This is a genomic window from Haemophilus haemolyticus (assembly GCF_003351405.1).
GTDB classification, from domain to species: Bacteria; Pseudomonadota; Gammaproteobacteria; order Enterobacterales; family Pasteurellaceae; genus Haemophilus; species Haemophilus haemolyticus_N.
This window is the reverse complement of the sequence record NZ_CP031240.1, coordinates 853,936-872,814: the sequence shown is the minus strand read 5'-3', so window position 1 is coordinate 872,814 and position 18,879 is coordinate 853,936. Positions and strand designations below refer to the sequence as shown.

The 18,879-nt window shown below is 38.5% G+C and carries 20 protein-coding genes, 1 tRNA gene and 5 pseudogenes; 16 read left to right on the top strand and 10 right to left on the bottom strand.

Annotated features, from left to right (window positions below):
* Positions 1-9: 9 nt before the first annotated feature.
* The 3 genes from DV427_RS04365 to DV427_RS04355 are packed head-to-tail and all read left to right on the top strand — an operon-like array spanning position 10 to position 1,743.
* Entirely contained in the window at positions 10-1,119 is a 1,110-nt protein-coding gene (locus DV427_RS04365) for a transglutaminase-like domain-containing protein (protein ID WP_114891427.1), read from the top strand.
* Complete coding sequence (locus DV427_RS04360) at positions 1,094-1,456, top strand: mercuric transporter MerT family protein (protein ID WP_162790260.1); 363 nt, start codon at positions 1,094-1,096, stop codon at positions 1,454-1,456. Before DV427_RS04365 ends, DV427_RS04360 begins: the two co-directional genes overlap by 26 nt.
* An 8-nt stretch (positions 1,457-1,464) precedes the next feature.
* Entirely contained in the window at positions 1,465-1,743 is a 279-nt protein-coding gene (locus DV427_RS04355; protein WP_114891426.1) for a heavy-metal-associated domain-containing protein, read from the top strand.
* A gap of 88 nt (positions 1,744-1,831) precedes the next feature.
* Here DV427_RS04355 and ansB read toward each other — a convergent pair whose 3' ends face one another.
* Positions 1,832-2,881, bottom strand: a complete 1,050-nt coding sequence (gene ansB, locus DV427_RS04350; protein ID WP_114891425.1) for an L-asparaginase 2 — start codon at positions 2,879-2,881, stop codon at positions 1,832-1,834.
* Positions 2,882-3,102: 221 nt separating this feature from the next.
* Between ansB and DV427_RS04345 the strand changes: the two genes are divergently transcribed.
* Both DV427_RS04345 and secB read left to right on the top strand, forming a co-directional pair.
* Complete coding sequence (locus tag DV427_RS04345; RefSeq protein ID WP_114891424.1) at positions 3,103-3,549, top strand: rhodanese-like domain-containing protein; 447 nt, start codon at positions 3,103-3,105, stop codon at positions 3,547-3,549.
* Positions 3,550-3,559: 10 nt separating this feature from the next.
* Positions 3,560-4,069 (top strand): protein-export chaperone SecB, encoded by a 510-nt coding sequence (gene secB, locus DV427_RS04340; protein ID WP_114891423.1) that lies wholly within the window; start codon positions 3,560-3,562, stop codon positions 4,067-4,069.
* A gap of 68 nt (positions 4,070-4,137) precedes the next feature.
* Here secB and aphA read toward each other — a convergent pair whose 3' ends face one another.
* Positions 4,138-4,845 carry an acid phosphatase AphA gene (aphA, locus tag DV427_RS04335; RefSeq protein ID WP_065246407.1) on the bottom strand — a complete coding sequence of 236 codons (708 nt, stop codon included), beginning with the start codon at positions 4,843-4,845 and terminating at the stop codon, positions 4,138-4,140.
* A gap of 218 nt (positions 4,846-5,063) precedes the next feature.
* On the opposite strand from aphA, the gene hslV reads away from it, so the two are divergent.
* From hslV to DV427_RS04320, 3 genes and pseudogenes are all read left to right on the top strand, one after another.
* Entirely contained in the window at positions 5,064-5,591 is a 528-nt protein-coding gene (gene hslV / locus DV427_RS04330; protein ID WP_005629407.1) for an ATP-dependent protease subunit HslV, read from the top strand.
* 10 nt (positions 5,592-5,601) lie between these two features.
* On the top strand, positions 5,602-6,936 hold the full coding sequence (hslU, locus tag DV427_RS04325) for an HslU--HslV peptidase ATPase subunit (RefSeq protein WP_114891422.1): 1,335 nt from the start codon (positions 5,602-5,604) through the stop codon (positions 6,934-6,936).
* 238 nt (positions 6,937-7,174) lie between these two features.
* A pseudogene (locus tag DV427_RS04320) lies at positions 7,175-7,468 on the top strand (IS3 family transposase); the annotation flags it as partial.
* A gap of 32 nt (positions 7,469-7,500) precedes the next feature.
* Here DV427_RS04320 and DV427_RS04315 read toward each other — a convergent pair.
* The 4 genes from DV427_RS04315 to bcp all read right to left on the bottom strand — a co-directional run bounded on the left by DV427_RS04315 (position 7,501) and on the right by bcp (position 9,818).
* A complete protein-coding gene (locus DV427_RS04315) occupies positions 7,501-8,274 on the bottom strand; it encodes an energy transducer TonB (protein ID WP_114891420.1) in 774 nt (257 codons plus the stop codon).
* A gap of 9 nt (positions 8,275-8,283) precedes the next feature.
* Positions 8,284-8,727: a TonB system transport protein ExbD gene (exbD, locus tag DV427_RS04310; RefSeq protein ID WP_005627856.1), complete on the bottom strand. Its 444-nt coding sequence runs from the start codon at positions 8,725-8,727 to the stop codon at positions 8,284-8,286.
* Positions 8,728-8,730: 3 nt separating this feature from the next.
* A complete protein-coding gene (gene exbB / locus DV427_RS04305) occupies positions 8,731-9,183 on the bottom strand; it encodes a TonB-system energizer ExbB (protein WP_005627854.1) in 453 nt (150 codons plus the stop codon).
* Positions 9,184-9,350: 167 nt separating this feature from the next.
* Positions 9,351-9,818: a thioredoxin-dependent thiol peroxidase gene (bcp, locus tag DV427_RS04300; protein WP_114891419.1), complete on the bottom strand. Its 468-nt coding sequence runs from the start codon at positions 9,816-9,818 to the stop codon at positions 9,351-9,353.
* Between the two features lie 101 nt (positions 9,819-9,919).
* Here bcp and dapA point away from each other — a divergent pair, with 101 nt between their 5' ends.
* Positions 9,920-10,816, top strand: a complete 897-nt coding sequence (gene dapA, locus DV427_RS04295) for a 4-hydroxy-tetrahydrodipicolinate synthase (protein WP_114891418.1) — start codon at positions 9,920-9,922, stop codon at positions 10,814-10,816.
* 98 nt (positions 10,817-10,914) lie between these two features.
* Positions 10,915-11,919 (top strand): outer membrane protein assembly factor BamC, encoded by a 1,005-nt coding sequence (gene bamC, locus DV427_RS04290; RefSeq protein ID WP_114891417.1) that lies wholly within the window; start codon positions 10,915-10,917, stop codon positions 11,917-11,919.
* Positions 11,920-11,961: 42 nt separating this feature from the next.
* Here the strand turns inward: bamC and DV427_RS09670 are convergent.
* The 3 genes and pseudogenes from DV427_RS09670 to DV427_RS04275 form a co-directional block, all read right to left on the bottom strand.
* Positions 11,962-12,087, bottom strand: a pseudogene (locus DV427_RS09670) (IS3 family transposase); the annotation flags it as partial.
* A gap of 44 nt (positions 12,088-12,131) precedes the next feature.
* The gene (locus DV427_RS04280) at positions 12,132-12,452 is read right to left on the bottom strand and encodes an Arm DNA-binding domain-containing protein (RefSeq protein ID WP_240317978.1); all 321 of its coding nucleotides are present in this window, start codon (positions 12,450-12,452) and stop codon (positions 12,132-12,134) included.
* 199 nt (positions 12,453-12,651) lie between these two features.
* Positions 12,652-12,741: transfer RNA gene (locus tag DV427_RS04275), tRNA-Ser, on the bottom strand.
* 123 nt (positions 12,742-12,864) lie between these two features.
* On the opposite strand from DV427_RS04275, the gene dauA reads away from it, so the two are divergent.
* From dauA to dusC, 5 genes and pseudogenes are all read left to right on the top strand, one after another.
* A complete protein-coding gene (gene dauA, locus DV427_RS04270) occupies positions 12,865-14,607 on the top strand; it encodes a C4-dicarboxylic acid transporter DauA (protein ID WP_114891416.1) in 1,743 nt (580 codons plus the stop codon).
* Positions 14,608-14,677: 70 nt separating this feature from the next.
* The gene (rph, locus tag DV427_RS04265; protein ID WP_114891415.1) at positions 14,678-15,394 is read left to right on the top strand and encodes a ribonuclease PH; all 717 of its coding nucleotides are present in this window, start codon (positions 14,678-14,680) and stop codon (positions 15,392-15,394) included.
* A gap of 23 nt (positions 15,395-15,417) precedes the next feature.
* Positions 15,418-16,059: an orotate phosphoribosyltransferase gene (gene pyrE / locus DV427_RS04260; protein ID WP_005686697.1), complete on the top strand. Its 642-nt coding sequence runs from the start codon at positions 15,418-15,420 to the stop codon at positions 16,057-16,059.
* 78 nt (positions 16,060-16,137) lie between these two features.
* Positions 16,138-17,004, top strand: coding sequence for a co-chaperone DjlA (gene djlA, locus DV427_RS04255; protein ID WP_114891414.1), 867 nt, complete (start codon positions 16,138-16,140; stop codon positions 17,002-17,004).
* Positions 17,004-17,925, top strand: a pseudogene (dusC, locus tag DV427_RS04250) (tRNA dihydrouridine(16) synthase DusC). Before djlA ends, dusC begins: the two are co-directional and overlap by 1 nt.
* Before the next feature lie 96 nt (positions 17,926-18,021).
* Here the strand turns inward: dusC and DV427_RS04245 are convergent.
* A pseudogene (locus DV427_RS04245) lies at positions 18,022-18,189 on the bottom strand (transposase); the annotation flags it as partial.
* Positions 18,190-18,228: 39 nt separating this feature from the next.
* Here DV427_RS04245 and DV427_RS04240 point away from each other — a divergent pair.
* Positions 18,229-18,875, top strand: a pseudogene (locus tag DV427_RS04240) (IS1595 family transposase).
* Positions 18,876-18,879 lie beyond the last annotated feature (4 nt).

Sequence of the window (18,879 nt, the reverse complement as noted above, 5' to 3'; positions counted from 1 at the left end):
GATCTCTTCATGAAGAAACTTATCGCCGTTGCGGTGCTTTCTGCATGTGGCTCGTTAGCTCATGCAAACATCAATATTCCAAACTACAATACAGACGCCCATCTTTACGAATTCACGCAAACCTACGATTTAGTTGTGCCAAAAGGCTCACAAGGACAAACCAATTTATGGGTTCCATTGCCATTTAATGGGGAATACCAACAAGTGAAATCAATTCACTTTGAAGGTAATTACATGAATGCCTATGTAACAGAAAACAATAAATACGGAGCGAAAACCTTATTTGCTACTTGGGATAAAGATGCACAAAAACGTGATTTAAAAGTCACTATGGTCATTGAAACAAAAGACCGTGAACCGATGGTGAAAGGTGCTTTAGAGAATTATACTCCGCCAAAAGATATTCAGTATTCCGTGGATGTACAAGAATACTTAAAAGCGACTCAACACATTAAAACTGATGGCATAGTGAAAGAATTTGCTGACAAAATCGTAGGTAAAGAAATTAATCCATTGAAAAAAGCAGAACTTATTCACCATTGGATCGTAAAAAATATGGAACGTGATAATTCTGTATTAGGTTGTGGTGACGGCGATGTAGAAAAAATTCTTACCACTGGCGTATTAAAAGGTAAATGTACCGATATTAATTCTGTATTTGTGGCGCTTGCTCGTGCGGCAGGCATCCCAGCTCGTGAAATTTTTGGTATTCGCTTAGGTGCGGCAGAGAAAATGGGCAAATATTCCAAAGGTGCTTTCGGTAGCGCAAATGAACAAGGCATCGCAAACGTAAGTGGTGGCCAACACTGCCGAGCTGAATTCTACCTTGCTGGGTTTGGATGGGTACCTATTGATTCCGCTGACGTTGCCAAAATGCGTTTAGCAGAGAAAAAATCTGTTGAAGATAAAGATACACAAGCCGTAGCAAAATATTTGTTTGGTAACTGGGAAGCAAACTGGGTGGGATTTAATCATGCCCGTGACTTCGATTTATATCCACAACCAGAACTGGCTCCAATCAATAACTTCGGCTATCCGTATGCTGAAGTGGGTGGCGATCCGTTAAATTCCTTTGATCCAAAAGAATTTAAATATGACTACGTCTCTAAAAAACTCTAATAAATCCTTTTGGGTTGCCATAGCCACCGCACTTAGTGCCGCGGTGGCTTCAACTTTGTGCTGCATCGCACCATTAATTTATTTAGTGTTCGGCGTATCGTCTACTTGGTTGATTGGCTTAGGCGAATATGATTATTTGCGTATTCCTATGCTTATTATTTCATTATGTGCCTTTACCTATGGATTTTGGCTGTTGATGTTTTCCAAAAAAATCATTTGTAGCAAATATATTTCCCGTAAAAAACTCATCGTTTTATATTGGATTGTATTTATCGTGATGATTTTTTTCTTAACCTATCCAACAATTTTGCCTTGGATTTTAGAATTAGCTAATTAGGAATAAAAATGAAGAAATTATGTACCGTACTTTTGCTTTCGCTGTTTGCAATTTCTTTCGCTCATGCGAATGAAACTAAACAAATTGTGCTAAAAGTAAAAGAAATGAATTGCCAGCTTTGCGCTTACTTAGTGAATAAAGAGTTACGAAATATTGATGGCGTGATTTCAACGAAAGCATCTATTAAAGATGGTTTAGTTACGGTTGTGGAAGATCCAAAAGTCACAAACCAGCAACTATTCGATGCGATTCATAAATTGGAATATACGGCGGAAGTAGTTAAGTAAAACGTTTAAAAAATGAAAGTGCGGTCAATTTTGAGAGGTATTAAAACTCTTTAGAAATTAACCGCACTTTTGTTTATTGCAATTGCTCTTAGAAGTCTTCGAAATATTGTTGAATTATTTTTGGATCTTTAGTTTGAGTTAAAGCTAATTGCAACAGCACACGGGCTTTTTGTGGATTTAAAGTACCTGATGCTACAAAGCCATATTTACTATCATCAACTTCAGCATCACGAGTTGTATAGCCAGTTGGTACACGAGAAGAACGAACTACAACGACGCCATCTTTCGCGGCTTTTTCTAAGCGCTCTAAGTGTGCAGCATTAACATTTCCATTGCCAACTCCAGCAGAGACTATCCTTTGATAGCTTGCATTGAGTAATGCGTTTAGTGGTTCAACTGGTGTATTTGAATAAGCATAAATAATCCCCACTTTTGGTAGGCTATCTAATTTTTCTACGTTAAACGGAGTGTTGATGGTATGTTTGCTTTCTGGGGAACGTTCATAGTCCACTTTGCTGTTATGAATATAGCCTAGAGAACCATAATTTGGTGAATGGAAAGTTTGCACTGCGGTCGTACTGGTTTTTGTGACATCGCGAGCACCTAGTACTTCATTATTCATTGCGACTAAAACACCACGACCACTCGATTTTTTGTCTGCTGCGACAACAGCTGCATTGTAAAGATTTAATGGACCATCAGCACTTTTTTCTGTTGCAGGACGCATTGCCCCTACGAGAACAACCGGTTTTTCACATTTTACGGTTAAATCTAAGAAATAAGCTGTCTCTTCCATGGTATCTGTACCATGGGTAATGACAAATCCATCAGTACTTTTACATTGAGCATTGATGGCTTTTGCAAGTTTTAGCCAGACTTCGTCATTCATGTCTTGTGAACCTATTTTTACAATTTGCTCACCTTTAATGTTGGCAATATTTTTCATTTCTGGTACAGCTTCAATTAAAGTATCAATACTTAATTGTCCAGCTTTATACGCAGAATTTACCGAACTTTGCCCGCTTCCTGCAATAGTACCACCCGTTGCCAAGATTGTAATATTTGGTAAGTCAGCAGCATTTGCTATTGAAACACCTAGACCAAATAAAGTATGTAAGGCTAATTTAGTTAATTTCATAGATTTCTCCTAATGAATAAAAATTCCTTTCCAATAATCTAACTAAATTGAGTTATTCATGAATAATGAAAAAGTAAATTTATGATCCTGATCACATAATTTTTTGTTGATTGTATAACCTTTATGCAAGTACGGAATTTAAGCATAATTTTTTTGAAAGATAACTCAAGTGCGGTTATACTTGAGCCCTATTTTGACGTACTTAATCAGTAGAGAAAACAATGCAAGAATTTATCCCAATGGCAACAGAGTTTGCTCAAAAACATACTCTTTTAGCGGTTTCTTGGTTTGCGATTTTCGTGATGGTAATTTATACCTTCTATAAAGGCGCAACGAGTAAATTTAAAGTAATTACTCACAATGAGGTAATTCGTTTAATAAATGCGGATGAAGCTATTGTGGTGGATTTACGTAGCCTTGAAGAATTTCAACGTGGTCATATCATTGATAGCATTAATTTACTTCCAAGCGAAATTAAAAATCAAAACATCGGTAAAATTGAACAACACAAAGAGAAAGCAATTGTGTTGGTAGATATTAACGGTGTTTCCGCACCAGCTTCAGCTACGCTTTTAGCGAAACAAGGTTTTAACCGTGTGTTTGTATTAAAAGAAGGCATTTCTGCATGGGCAGCGGCAAATTTACCTTTAGTTAAAAAACATAAATAAGGAATAGAAAATGTCAGAACAAAAACAAGACGTTGCAGCAACAGAACAACAACAACCCGTTCTCCAAATTCAACGCATTTATGTGAAAGATGTGTCTTTTGAAGCACCAAATCTTCCACATATTTTCCAACAAGAATGGAAACCAAAACTTGGTTTTGATTTAAGCACCGAAACAACCCAAGTTGGTGATGACTTATATGAAGTAGTATTAAACATTTCTGTTGAAACTACACTTGAAGATAGTGGTGATGTCGCATTTATTTGTGAAGTAAAACAAGCGGGTGTGTTCACGATTAGCGGTTTAGAAGATGTTCAAATGGCGCATTGTTTAACTTCTCAATGCCCGAATATGCTTTTTCCTTATGCGCGTGAATTAGTGTCTAACTTAGTCAATCGCGGCACGTTCCCTGCGTTGAATTTATCTCCAGTAAACTTTGATGCATTGTTTGTTGAATATATGAATCGTCAACAAGCAGAAAATGCAGAAGAAAAATCTGAAGAAGGTCAAACTAAACACTAATTAATTGGTAAAACAAAAGGCAAGCTAGGAATCCTAACTTGCCTTTTTTGTTGTTAAAGTGCGGTCAATTAATAGCTTGAATTGATTAACACTTCTTCACCATAGCCACCTAAAGTTGGCATTGGTTGATAAGTTGAGTTTGCAGCACGCATTAAACGAATACCGCGAATACCCGCTTCTTTAGCTGCTAATACATCATCATCGCTGTCGCCATAGTGAATGGTCACTTTGTGCGCAATAATGCCTGGGGTTTTGTTGTATTTAGTTGTGCGCTCACGTCCGCCCATAAATTCAACAGGGTGCATATTTTTAATATCAAATGCTTTTTGTAATATAGGCGTTACACCATCCACGTTCCCTGCTGTACGACCTGTAATAAAATAAATTTGGTCCCCGCGCTCTTGGTGCATTTTAATCAAATCAGCTGCGATTTGTTTTGGAATGGAATATTTATCGCAACCTGCGTTAACTTCATTCCAGAAATCTTGGTTTTTCAAATAGTCTTGTTTACCTGGAGAATATTTTTGTTGACCATAATAGAAACAAGAGCTAGTGAAAAGTACGGTATCATCAATATCAAAGCTGACATTAATTGGGCCTTTACCTTCTAATTCTTTTTTAATTTGATCTACTGAGATCCAGTGAATTGGTTGTTCTTGCAACATTTCACGTGCATTTGTACCTGATTGGGTATAAGGCTCAGTTTTTCCTGCCATAGCTGGAATTGCTGCTGCGGTTAATAAAGCTACAACAGATAGCTTGATCATCTTTTTCATAAAAAAACTCCTAGTTGGATGGTCATTGATTGCTATGTATCATACACATTTTATGTTTTATATCAATTTAAAGCAAACGTTTGCTATCTTGAATTATGATCAGGCTCACATTTTTTGATTATTTTTGGCGAATAAATCGGCAAAAGAGTATTTTCCCTTGAATTTTGTTAATTTACCGCCATATAACGAACAACTTTCACTTTATAAAGGACAGAACAATGACAACGATTGTAAGCGTACGTCGTAATGGGCAAGTCGTCGTAGGCGGTGATGGACAAGTTTCTTTGGGAAATACCGTAATGAAAGGCAATGCACGTAAAGTGCGTCGTTTATATAATGGCAAAGTGATTGCTGGTTTTGCGGGTGGTACTGCAGATGCATTTACGCTTTTTGAATTATTTGAACGTAAACTTGAAATGCACCAAGGGCACTTGCTAAAAAGTGCGGTGGAATTAGCAAAAGATTGGCGTACAGATCGTGCACTCCGTAAGTTAGAAGCGATGTTAATTGTGGCAGATGAAAAAGAAAGTTTAATCATCACGGGTATTGGCGACGTGGTTCAACCAGAAGAAGATCAAATTTTAGCAATCGGATCGGGTGGTAACTATGCGTTGTCTGCAGCACGTGCGTTGGTGGAAAACACCGAACTTTCTGCTCGTGAAATTGTTGAAAAATCTTTAAAAATTGCTGGTGATATTTGCGTGTTCACAAATACCAATTTTACTATTGAAGAATTACCGAATTAAGGAAAAAGCCATGTCTGAAATGACTCCTCGCGAAATAGTTTCTGAATTAGATCAACATATTATTGGTCAAGCCGATGCAAAACGTGCTGTGTCGATTGCGTTGCGTAACCGTTGGCGTCGTATGCAGCTTCAAGAACCTCTGCGTCATGAAGTAACCCCAAAAAATATTTTAATGATTGGCCCAACTGGTGTGGGTAAAACTGAAATTGCGCGCCGTTTGGCAAAATTAGCTAACGCGCCATTTATCAAAGTAGAAGCAACGAAATTTACCGAAGTGGGTTATGTGGGGAAAGAGGTAGATTCCATTATTCGTGATTTAACGGATAGTGCGATGAAGCTTGTTCGCCAGCAGGAAATTGCGAAGAACAGAGCAAGAGCTGAAGATGCAGCTGAAGAGCGTATCTTGGATGCTTTACTTCCCCCAGCTAAAAATCAATGGGGAGAAGTTGAAAGCCATGATAATCACAGTAGTACTCGCCAAACGTTCCGTAAAAAATTACGTGAAGGTCAATTAGATGATAAAGAAATCGAAATTGATGTGTCTGCAGGCGTGTCTATGGGCGTTGAAATTATGGCTCCTCCAGGCATGGAAGAAATGACAAATCAACTGCAATCATTGTTCCAAAATTTAGGTTCAGATAAAACGAAAAAACGCAAAATGAAAATTAAAGATGCGTTGAAAGCGTTGATTGATGATGAAGCAGCGAAATTAATTAACCCTGAAGAACTTAAACAAAAAGCGATTGATGCAGTAGAACAAAATGGTATCGTTTTCATCGATGAAATCGACAAAATTTGTAAGAAAGGTGAATACAGCGGTGCAGATGTATCGCGTGAAGGCGTGCAACGTGATTTACTTCCGTTAGTGGAAGGTTCGACCGTTAGCACCAAACACGGAATGGTTAAAACCGATCATATCTTATTTATTGCGTCTGGTGCATTCCAAGTTGCTCGTCCTTCAGATTTAATTCCAGAGTTGCAGGGTCGTTTGCCGATTCGTGTTGAACTAACCGCATTAAGTGCGGCTGATTTTGAGCGTATTTTAACGGAGCCACATGCCTCTTTAACCGAGCAATACAAAGCATTAATGGCAACAGAAGGGGTGAATATAGAATTCACAACCGACGCAGTGAAGAAAATTGCTGAGGCGGCATTCCGTGTGAATGAAAAAACGGAAAATATTGGTGCGCGCCGTTTGCATACGGTAATGGAACGTTTAATGGATAAAATTTCTTTCAGTGCAAGCGATATGAATGGTCAAACGGTCAATATTGATGCGGCTTATGTAGTGGATGCACTTGGCGAAGTGGTTGAAAATGAAGATTTAAGTCGTTTTATTCTTTAAGGATAAAAATGATCTGCCCCCCTAAAGTTGGACTCAACAACCAACAATTGAGGTGCAGATTTTATTATGGGTAAACACTACATAATCGAATTTAAATTACAGGTTCTCCAACCTATTCTGAATTGAAAAATAAGTATCAGAGAAACGGCCCGTTTTTATAACATTCCCTCAGACGCATTAGTTGGAACCTGGTTAAAACGCGTTGAAAAAAATGGCATAAATGGACTAATTCTTCGTAATTTTACATTCAGATCTAGGCTGACAATATCAAATGGTGGCTTATCGTCGAATCTTGGCTGAACATTGCATCATTCAAAGTATGTCGAGAAAAGGAAATAGCTTGGACAATTCCGCCATGGAAAGTTTCTTTGGGCGATTAAAAACGGAATGCTTTTACAAGCGGGAATTTAAAACAAAAGAAGAGATAGTTGAAGCGGTAAGGGATTATTTGGACTATTATAACCGCCATCGAATCCAACTGAAATTAAAAGGACTGAGTCCGATACAATACCGAAAACAGTCCTTTAAATAACACTCTAACTTTTTGAGGTCAGATCACTTTTTTTATTGAAGCGTGAAACTAATCGGCACATTTAACCCTGAAGGGAATCCTGAAGGTCTTGCACCGACAGGTCTTGCGCTGTTAACTGCTTCTAATGCTGCATTATCTAGGCTTTCATCACCTGATGATTGAGTGACGCGAGCACCACTTAGTGAGCCATCAGGGCCTATATTGAAGGATACGCTGACTTTACCTTGCTTACGCATCATTTTTGCGCGAGTAGGGTAACGTTTATGACGTTCAATTTCACGACGAATTGCGGAGCGATAGGCAGCCATTTCGCTCGTGTCTGTTCCACTACCTGCTACTTGTGCATTGCTATTGGTGGTGCCAGTTGTGGTCGCTTTAGCATTCACGTTCGCACTTGAATCAATGTTTTTATCACCTTTTGGTAGATCTTTATTGATTGGTTTTTCCTGTGGTTTAACGTCTTTTTTCGGTTTATCCTTTGGCTTTTCTTTAGGTTTTTCTTTTGGTTTTGGCTTTTCTTTTTCCGGTTCTTTGATTTTTTGTGGCTCAGGTTTCACTGTTGGATCTTCCACAACCTCTTGTTTTTCTGGTTCTGGCTCTTTTTGTACATTTTCTGGCTCAGGAGCTGGTTCTTCCATCACCATGCCTTGCACCATTTCCATAGAAATACTTGTGGATATGTCGCCTGGAGCGCTATTGGCGCTATCACTTGGCTTATTCCAACTCCATAAGATGAACCCTACAACAATGCCGTGCACAATCAAAGAAATAAGCAAACCTAATAGCGAACGTTTTGTTTGCTGCATAATTATTCCTTAAGGCGTAGTTGGCACAGATTGAGCGGGTGCAGATTCTTGAGGATTTTTACCCGCACTTTTACCCTTATCTTTCATAGAAACAATAGCTACATTTTTGATCTCATTTTTAGAGAGCATATCTGTAATGGTAACAAAGTCTTGGAAAGAGGCTTCAGCATCAATTTTTAATGTGACTTTCTGATCTTTATTCCATTGGGCAATTTCTGCTTCTAGGGCTTCTTGCGTAATAGGTCTATCATTGAAATAGAGTTGTTTATCCGCTGTTACAGTTAATAATTTAGCAAGCTCATCAGCTTTAAATGCAACGGCTGTACTGGCTTTAGGTACGTTAACTTGAATTTTACCTTGAGAGATAAAAGACGCAGTGATAAGTACTACAGCAAGCAACACCAACATAATATCAATGAAAGGGATAATGTTGATTTCATCGAATTTTTTCACGGACTATTCCTTATCTTTTTGTTCGTTTAACACTTTCCATTTCAAACGATTAACTTCAACTTTACGACCTAAACCGTTATAAAACACCATAGATGGAATAGCCACAAGAATACCTAATGCTGTCGCTTTTAATGCTAAAGATAAGTGCATCATAATGACGCCAGTGTCAATTTCACCACCGCCATGACCGATTTGATAAAACGTTAATAAAATCCCGATAACTGTACCAAGCAAACCAACATATGGTGCATTTGCGCCAATGGTGGAGATTACGGTCATATTGCGATTTAAATCGATATCTAATGCGTGAATGGTGGAATAGTGTGCGACGTTTACCTTTCTTAAGAAAAGATAACGCTCAATTACCATGGCTAGCATAATAATGCTCATCAGTAATAATAAACCGATGATAAAGTAGTCACTATACTGTTGTAAAAAATCAAAAAGCTGCATCATTTTTTTCTGTCCTTATTATTTGAGAAATATCTTGGGAATATAATTGAGAATGAATTTCAATTAAGGATAAATTCTAGCAAAGGCGGAATAACGCGTAAATATCGAACTGAAAAAATAATTAATTTTTACCGCACTTTATATAGAAAAGTGCGGTAATTTTTGAAGGGTTATAGGGATCGAAGATAATCAACGATAACTTGATGGTGTTCTGTTGTTTTGAATTTATCAAATACGTGAATAATTTTTCCGTTTTCATCAATTAAAAAACTAATTCGGTGAATACCATCATAAGTTTTACCCATGAATTTTTTCTCATCCCATACGCCAAATTGTTCTGCAACTTTGTGATCAGGATCGGAAAGTAGTGTGAAATTAAGGGCTTTTTTCTCAATAAATTGAGCTAATTTTTTCGGTGTATCGGGGCTAATGCCAAGTACAACTAATCCTAATTCATCTAATTCTGATTTACTATCACGCAATCCGCATGCTTGTGTTGTGCAGCCAGGCGTGAGTGCTTTTGGGTAAAAATAGACTAACACTTTTTTACCGAGAAAATCATTTAAAGAAACGGGTTGTTCTTGCTGATTTAATAACGTAAAAATGGGTGCTTGGCTACCAACGGATAATGGATTCATAAAAAGCTCCTTTGATGAAAAAATATTTGCAAATTCAAGTCATTTTAGCGACTATAACGAGCTATACCAAATAATAAAATTAAAAAACCAACGGAGGTTCTATGTCAGCACAAAATCCTTTATTTTCAGGCAGTATTGTCGCACTTGTTACACCTATGAATAATTACGGCGAAGTAGATTTCGCTTGTTTAGAAAAATTGGTGGAATATCACATTGAGGCAGGCTCTAGTGCGCTTGTTTCTGTGGGAACAACAGGTGAATCAGCGACATTAAGTATTGAAGAAAATGTAAAGGTTATTGAGAAGACGGTTGAATTTGCCAAAGGTCGTATTCCTGTGATTGCTGGCGCAGGCGCAAATGCGACGAGCGAAGCAATTACAATGACAAAATTATTACGCGATAGTGGCGTTGCGGGTTGTCTATCCGTTGTACCTTACTACAATAAACCAACCCAAGAAGGAATCTTCCAGCATTTTAAAGCCATTGCTGAATGTACAGATTTACCGCAAATTCTTTATAACGTACCAGGTCGTACCGGTAGCGATATGAAGCCAGAAACTGTTGCTCGTTTAGCGAAAATCAGCAACATTGTTGGTATTAAAGAAGCGACTGGAGATATCAGTCGTGTCACCAAAATTAAAGAGCTCGCAGGCAAGGATTTTATCGTATTAAGTGGTGACGATGCAACGAGTTTGGATGCGATGAAACTCGGTGCAGAAGGCGTGATTTCTGTAACGAATAACTTAGCACCGAAAGATATGGCGGATATGTGTCGCTATGCGCTTGCGGGAGATTTTGCTAAAGCAGAAGCAATTAATGCTCGCTTAATGCGTTTACATCATGATCTCTTTATCGAATCGAACCCAATTCCTGTGAAATGGGCGGCTTATCGTTTAGGTTTAATTAAGTCAGCACATTTACGTTTGCCATTGACGGTGTTAAGCGAAGAAGTTCAACCAAAAGTAGAAGAAGCACTGAAAATAGCAGGATTATTATAAAAATCAGGGGTAAGTCATTATCCCTAAACTTTTTGCATTATAGACTGTCGAAGTGCGGTCAAAATTCATAAAGTTTTCAATTTAGTTAAGGTTCAAATATGAAAAAAATAATGTTGAGTTTAGCAGCGGTTATCGTATTGGCTGGTTGTTCGTCTGATCCTGAAGCATTAAAGACTGCTAATGATTCTTTCCAAAAATCAGAGGCTTCTATCCCTGGATTCTCACCATTGGCGAGCGGTGGTGTAATGCTACCAAAAACAGATGATACTTATGCGTTGCCTAATATTGCTGTGAAAAAGGGAGAAAATATTGATATTCGTCCTCCATCAATACCATTAGCGATTATTGAAAATTCATTAACACAATTCGATGGTGAACAGGCATTGATCGTGTATCCAGAACAGCAAGCGAGTGTGTATAACCTACAACAAGTTGAACGATTATTAAAAGAAGACGGTATTTCATCAACGACGAATGGTGCGATTTTAACAACTGACTGGGCGCCAACAGGACGAATTGGTGATAAATCGAGCACTGAGATTAAATATCAAGTAGAACAAGTTATGGCTCAAGATGCGAGTGCACTAGCAGTATCTGTTTTGCAAATGCGTCGTGATGGTGTGATTTTCACTCCAAGTGTATCTGACAAGCAACGTTATACGTCTGAACGCTTAAACCGCATTGTGTCTGCACTAACTTCTGCTTACAACAAACAGCAACAAGATTTATCTAGTGCTTCTGTGGGAGCGGTAGCTTCGCAAATTATTCAGGATTTGAATGGTCAAACTGCATTAGCGATGAATGTTAATTTTGGTCAAGCATGGGAAAAATTAGGTGGAGCTTTACCTAAAGTGGGTTTTGCGATCAAATCTGAAACTGCTGGTAAAGGTTATCGTGAATTAAAATATTCAGCATTAAAAAAAGAAGATTGGTTGCGCATGGGTACTGAACTTCCAGAACTTGAAAACGGCACTTACCAAATGCAAATTTCTGATCATGGCAGACAAAGCTCCGTTGTCATTTCTGATGAAAAAGGCAAGGCATTATCGGGCGATTCAGCCGAGAGAATTTACCAAGCGATTAGTAACTTGATTGCAAGATAAATAAAAGCTCAGTTAATGAGCTGTCCCAAAAAAGTTAGACTGTCAAATCAAGGAGTGAGCCCTGTAGTTTACAGGGCTTAGTTCTTTGAGTTTACAGTGAATACACTTATTATAGTAATAATGAATGTACTTATGAATCGTTTTTTCAAGTTGCTCAAAAGTATCAAATAGCTCCTAATTTTAAACGTTTATCACGCCATCTAATTGCCATTTCAGAAAATGGTAATTTTATTTTCTTCGACTGGGTTAAGCAAAGATTGTCGATAAACTTGAGGATCAATATGGCGAAGGACTAAACCTCGATATTCTTGAGCCATTTCGCGCGCATGAACTAATGAAAGGGCGGGATATTCGCCTAAACTCATTTTTCTTTTTCTATTATCGAATTTATAGAAAAAATACCAAATCTTAGAGCCACTAGAATTAATTTTTATTCCTAGCCCTGATTCTTTTCCATCATGTTTTGTATATTCTTTTTCCTGTGCTTTAAATGATAGGATCTTTGAGTCTGTAAGAGGTTTGATTATTTTCATAATGAAATGTCTTTGTATGATTAAAAACTAAACGTTTTAACCCCCACCTAAGATCCCCAAAATTAACAGAGGGTTAAATAGGGGGTTAAAAACGGAAACAAAGACAAACATAGACCAACGAAAGAAACAGATTAGATATAACTAAATCATTATTTTTACGTTGTTTTTTGACAAGATAGACGTTATTTGACAAGGTTCGTGGCGGTGAGAAAGGGATTCGAACCCTTGATGCAGTTTCCCGCATACACGCTTTCCAGGCGTGCTCCTTCAACCACTCGGACATCTCACCGTGAAAGGTGCGCAAACTATAAAGATTTGCTCCAGTTTAGTCAAGTTTTTTGCGCTAGAACATAAAAAACTTTTAAAAGTTTCGCTAGAATAACCGCACTTTATTTATCGTTTGTAGTTTTTTATGCATATTAAAGCGTTATTTTCTAAAAATGTTTTTTTATCCATAAAACCCTTTAGCGCGCTGAAAGATTCCTTTCGTTTAGGTTATTCGAAAAAATCGTTGATTCGCTACATTATTTCAGGGTTAACCGTTGGTGTGATTGCGATTCCGCTTTCCATGGCTTTGGCTATTGCAAGTGGTGTACCGCCACAACATGGTCTTTATACGGCAATTATTGCGGGTATCGTTATCGCACTGACTGGTGGTTCTCGCTTTAATATATCTGGGCCTACAGCAGCTTTTGTTGTGATTCTGTACCCTGTTACTCAACAATTTGGGCTAAGTGGTCTTTTGATGGCAACGTTGCTTTCTGGGCTGATTTTGGTTTTGATGGCGTTATTTCGTCTAGGGCGTTTAATTGAATATATTCCTTTGCCCGTAACCTTAGGTTTTACTTGTGGGATTGGGATTACTATTGGTACTTTGCAGATTAAGGATTTTTTGGGGCTTTCTATAGAAAAAATGCCAGCGCATTATCTTGAAAAAATCCAAACAATTTTTACCGCACTTCCTACGATAAATTGGGCTAATGCAGCGGTTGGTGTAGTAACCCTATTAGTCCTGGCTCAATGGCATAAATTACGTTTGGCAGTGCCGGGGCATTTACCTGCTGTGATTATTGGCACGATTTTAGCTCTAACATTACAGTATTTTGGTTTTGAGGTGGCGACGATTGGCTCGGCATTCCAATATACTTTGCCTGATGGTTCCATTGGTCATGGAATTCCTAATGTATTGCCAGATTTTTCTCTACCGTGGAATATTCCTGATGCGCAAGGTGAATTAATTCATTGGGATTTTAATAGCTTACAAGCGTTGTTACCTGCTGCTTTTTCAATGGCGGTATTGGGCGCAATCGAATCACTTCTTTGCGCCGTAATTTTAGATAATATGACTGATACTAAACATCACTCCAATAACGAGTTATTAGCGCAAGGATTGGGGAATATCATTTCTCCGTTTTTTGGCGGGATTACGGCAACAGCTGCGATTGCTCGTTCTGCGGCTAATGTGAAATCAGGGGCTGTATCGCCAATATCGAGTGTCGTACACGCAATACTTGTTTTATTCACTTTACTTTTGTTTTCGCAAACGCTTTCTTATTTGCCTTTGTCATCGATGGCTGCTTTGTTGTTAGTGGTGGCGTGGAATATGGCAAGTGTGCACGATATTATTCATCTTGCTCGCCGTTCAGGCAAAAATGAAATGGCAGTGTTGCTGACTTGTCTTATTTTGACCGTATTGTTTGATATGGTGATTGCGATTAGTGTTGGGGTGTTGCTTGCAAGTCTCTTGTTTATTCGAACCATTGCTGAGATGACAAAAGCCATTGAATACAATGCGCCTGAAGATTTAGATGATGTGTTGGTTTACCGAATTAGTGGTCCACTTTTCTTTGCTGCTGCGGATAAATTATTTGCGGATTTGCATGATAGAACGGTTCATACCGATCATGAAATCCGACATATTGTGCTGCAATGTGATGCAGTGACAGTACTTGATGCAGGTGGCATTCATGCGCTTACTCGATTTGTTCAACACATGTTGCCCCATCAACAACTTTACTTGTGCAATATGCAGTTTCAGCCGTTGAGAATGTTAGTTAAATCTAATTCTTCGCCGGAAATTCAAAAGATTAATTTTGCGGCAGATTTAAACGAAACTTTCCATAAAATTCGTGACTTTGAAAAAACTACCCAATAATGAAAACCAAAGCGTGCTAGAATAGTGCGCTTTTTTATTACATCGTTCGAAACCATATCAAGGAATAATTATGCGTCCAAATAATCGAGAAAATAATCAACCCCGCCAAATTAAAATTACCCGTAATTACACCAAGCACGCTGAAGGTTCTGTGCTTGTTGAATTTGGTGATACCAAGGTGCTTTGTACTGCAACAGTGGAAGATGCTGTACCACGTTTCTTAAAGGGACAAGGGCAAGGCTGGGTCACGGCTGAATATGGAATGTTGCCACGTTCAACACATAGTCGTATGCAACGTGAAGCGGCTAAAGGTAAACAAGGTGGACGCACAATGGAAATTCAACGTTTAATTGCCCGCTCTTTGCGCGCGATGGTGGATCTTAAAGCACTTGGTGAACGTACGATTACTTTAGATTGTGATGTTATTCAAGCAGATGGTGGCACACGTACTGCATCCATTACTGGTGCTGCTGTCGCATTATGTGATGCGATCAATGGTTTAATTGAGAATGGCACGTTAAAAACTAACCCAATTAAAGGGCTAGTTTCGGCAATTTCCGTAGGGATTGTTGAGGGGCAAGCTGTTTGTGATTTGGAATACGTGGAAGATTCTGCAGCAGAAACGGATATGAATGTTGTGATGATGGAAGATGGTCGCATGATTGAGGTACAAGGTACCGCAGAAGGCGAACCATTTAGCCATGAAGAATTATTAACATTATTAGATTTAGCGAAACAGGGTTGTAATCAAATTTTCATCGCTCAACGCGAAGCGCTAGGCTTATAAATACGGTTTGTAGGAATTAAAAAATGGAACAATATAAACGCGATTTTATCGAATTTGCTTTAAGCCGAAATGTATTGAAATTCGGAGAATTTACTTTGAAATCAGGGCGTAAAAGTCCGTATTTTTTCAATGCGGGTTTGTTTAATACGGGGGCTGATTTAGCGCGTTTAGGCGAGTTTTATGCTGCGGCAATTCAGGCAAGTGCGGTAGATTTTGATGTGGTTTTTGGCCCTGCTTACAAAGGTATTCCAATTGGCACTTCAGTTTCGGTGGCGCTATTTAATCGTTATGGTATTGATAAACCCGTCTGTTTTAATCGCAAAGAAGTGAAAGATCACGGAGAGGGCGGCAATTTAATTGGTAGCCCATTGCAAGGAAAAATTTTGCTTGTGGATGACGTGATTACGGCTGGTACTGCAATTCGTGAATCTATGGAATTAATCAGTGCAAATCAGGCAGAGCTTGCGGCGGTATTAATCGCCTTAAACCGTAAGGAGCGAGGAAAAGGCGAGCTTTCAGCAATTCAAGAAGTAGAACGTGATTATCAATGCCAAGTGCTATCAATCATTGATTTAGATGATTTGATGCAATTTATCGAACAAGATCCTCGATACAGTAGCCATTTGCCAGAAATGCGTGCTTATCGTGCTGAATTTGGCGTATAAAACTTGAGAAATAAATTTTTGTCATCATTATAAATAACATTATAAAAATAACCGCACTTTGACTTAACAGGGGAAAGAATGGGATTTATTGGAAAAATTATAGGCGTATTTTTAGGTTGGAAAGTTGGTGGATTTTTTGGTGCGATTGCAGGGCTCATTTTAGGTTCTATTGCAGATAAAAAATTGTATGAGCTTGGCTCGGTAAGTTCCAGTTTCTTTAAAAAGAAAACAACGCGTCAAGACTTGTTTATGCAAACCACCTTTGCGGTGTTAGGGCATTTAAGTAAATCGAAAGGGTGTGTAACAGAAGAAGATATCCAATTAGCTAATCAATTAATGATTCAGCTAAAACTGGATGATGCTGGGCGTAAATTAGCGCAAGATGCGTTTCGTCGCGGTAAAGAGTCTGATTTCCCAATTCGCCAGGTTATCCGTGAATTTCGCATTGGTTGTGGGCAACGTGCTGATTTATTGCGAATGTTCTTACAAGTGCAAGTTCAAGCGGCTTTTGCCGATTCAGAACTTCACGAAAATGAGAAAGAAGTGCTTTATGTAATTGCTGAAGAACTGGGTCTTTCTCGTATGCAATTTGAACAAATGATTGCGATGGAAATGGCTGCTAGAGCTTTTACTCAAGGCGGTTTTTATCAGCAATATCAACAAGGTGCATATCAAGGTGGCTACCAATATCAGCAACAAAATAGTGGTGGTTACCAATATGCTTCAGGCCCAACTTTAAATGATGCCTATAAAGTATTGGGTGTGACTGAGTCTGACGAGCAAAACACGGTTAAGCGTGCTTATCGTCGTTTAATGAATGAACACCATCCAGATAAACTCGTGGCGAAAGGTTTACCTCCAGAAATGATGGAAATGGCAAAAGAAAAAACTCAACAGATTCAAGCCGCTTACGATTTAATTTGTAAAGCGAAAGGCTGGAAATAGTGCGTGTTATTCTTGCGCCTATGCAAGGGGTTCTAGATCCCTTTGTGCGTCAACTTCTCACAGAAGTGAATGACTATGATTTATGTATAACAGAATTTGTTCGCGTAGTTGATCAACTTCTCCCTGAAAAAGTATTTTATCGTTTATGCCCTGAATTAAAAAATCAGGGCTTTACTTCTTCTGGCACGCCTGTGCGAGTGCAGTTGCTTGGGCAGCGTCCAGAATGCCTTGCTGAAAATGCGATTCGATCAATCGATCTTGGCTCTCATGGCATTGATTTAAATTGTGGTTGCCCCTCTAAAACAGTGAATGGCAGTAATGGTGGTGCGGCATTATTGAAACAGCCTGAATTGATTTATCGTGCCACTCAAGCCTTACGCAGAGCCGTGCCAAGTGAATTCCCCGTTAGTGTAAAAGTGCGGTTAGGTTGGGATGATATTTCTCAAGCTTTTGAAATCGCTGACGCGGTAGAGCACCGAAATTACGGTGCATGGACGCACAAAAGCTGATGGTTATCGCGCTGATCGAATTAATTGGAAAAAAATTAGCGAAGTCCGAGAGCGTTTATCCATTCCAGTTATTGCTAACGGAGAAATTTGGCATTGGCAAGATGGGCAAGATTGCTTATCTCAAACAGGCTGCCAGGATTTAATGGTGGGGCGAGGCGCGTTGAATATTCCGAATTTAAGTCATGTTCTGAAATCAAATGCAGAAAAAATGCCTTGGTGTGAGATTCAAAAAATCTTGAAAAAATATGCTAATGTCGAAAATGAATATGACAGTGGTTTTTATCATGTGGCACGAATTAAACAATGGTTACGTTATTTGAATAAGGAATATGATGAGGCGAACCAAGTGTTTGATAAGATTAAGACTTGTCAAACTGCTGAAGATTTGAAATTACGTTTAAATGATAAATAACAATCCGCATGTAAAACGTGCATTTTTTGGACTCTCCTTCACAAGCCCCTTAAGGTGCTTGTGAGAACTGACAACCGCGTCTAATTATTTCCTTGATTACCCCTTAAAGGGGTCAACATGTTCTTTCGTTGATAAATTATCTTGAACCATATCTTCTTTTTCTTGGTTTCTTATATAATCCTCTACCACTTTTATATTTAACCCTACTGTGCTGACAAAAAATCCTTTCGCCCAGAAATGCCTATTTCCATACCTATATTTTAGGGGCTGACGTAGATTAGCAAGTGTTCTAGTCTATAAAAAATGAAGATAACCCATTGTAAATTAAAGAAATCTATACAAAACAAGCTTCTTGAATTTTTGTATTAGAAGTTACAGCCCGAGTAGCGGCTGATTTACTCTGTATCCAAGCCAATTCAGCGATTTTTTACCGAAAAATCCGTGAAGTCATTAGTTATCATTTAGCTCTTGAAGCCGATGAGATTTTTGATGGTCAAATTGAGCTTGATGAAAGCTATTTTGGCGGTCATCGTAAAGGAAAACGAGGTCGAGGCGCAGCAGGAAAAGTTGCCGTATTCAGTTTGTTAAAGTGACAAGGAAAAGTATTTACGGTGGTGGTAGAAAATACCAAAACAGAGACATTAATGCCTGTTATTGTGAGGAAAATCAAGCCTAACAGGGGTTATACCGATACTTATCGAAGCTATGATGCCCTTGATATGAGCAAATTTCACCACAAACGAATCAATCATTCCGAACTATTTGCGGTGAAACAAAACCACATAAATGGAATAGAAAATTTCTGGAGTCAGGCGAAGAGAATACTCCAAAAATATAATGGAATCGACCAAAAAAACTTTCCTTTATTCTTGAAGGAATGTGAATTTCGGTTTAACTTTGGAGCACCAAAAGAACAGCTTAAAACATTGCGAAAATGGTGTGGTATTTAGGACT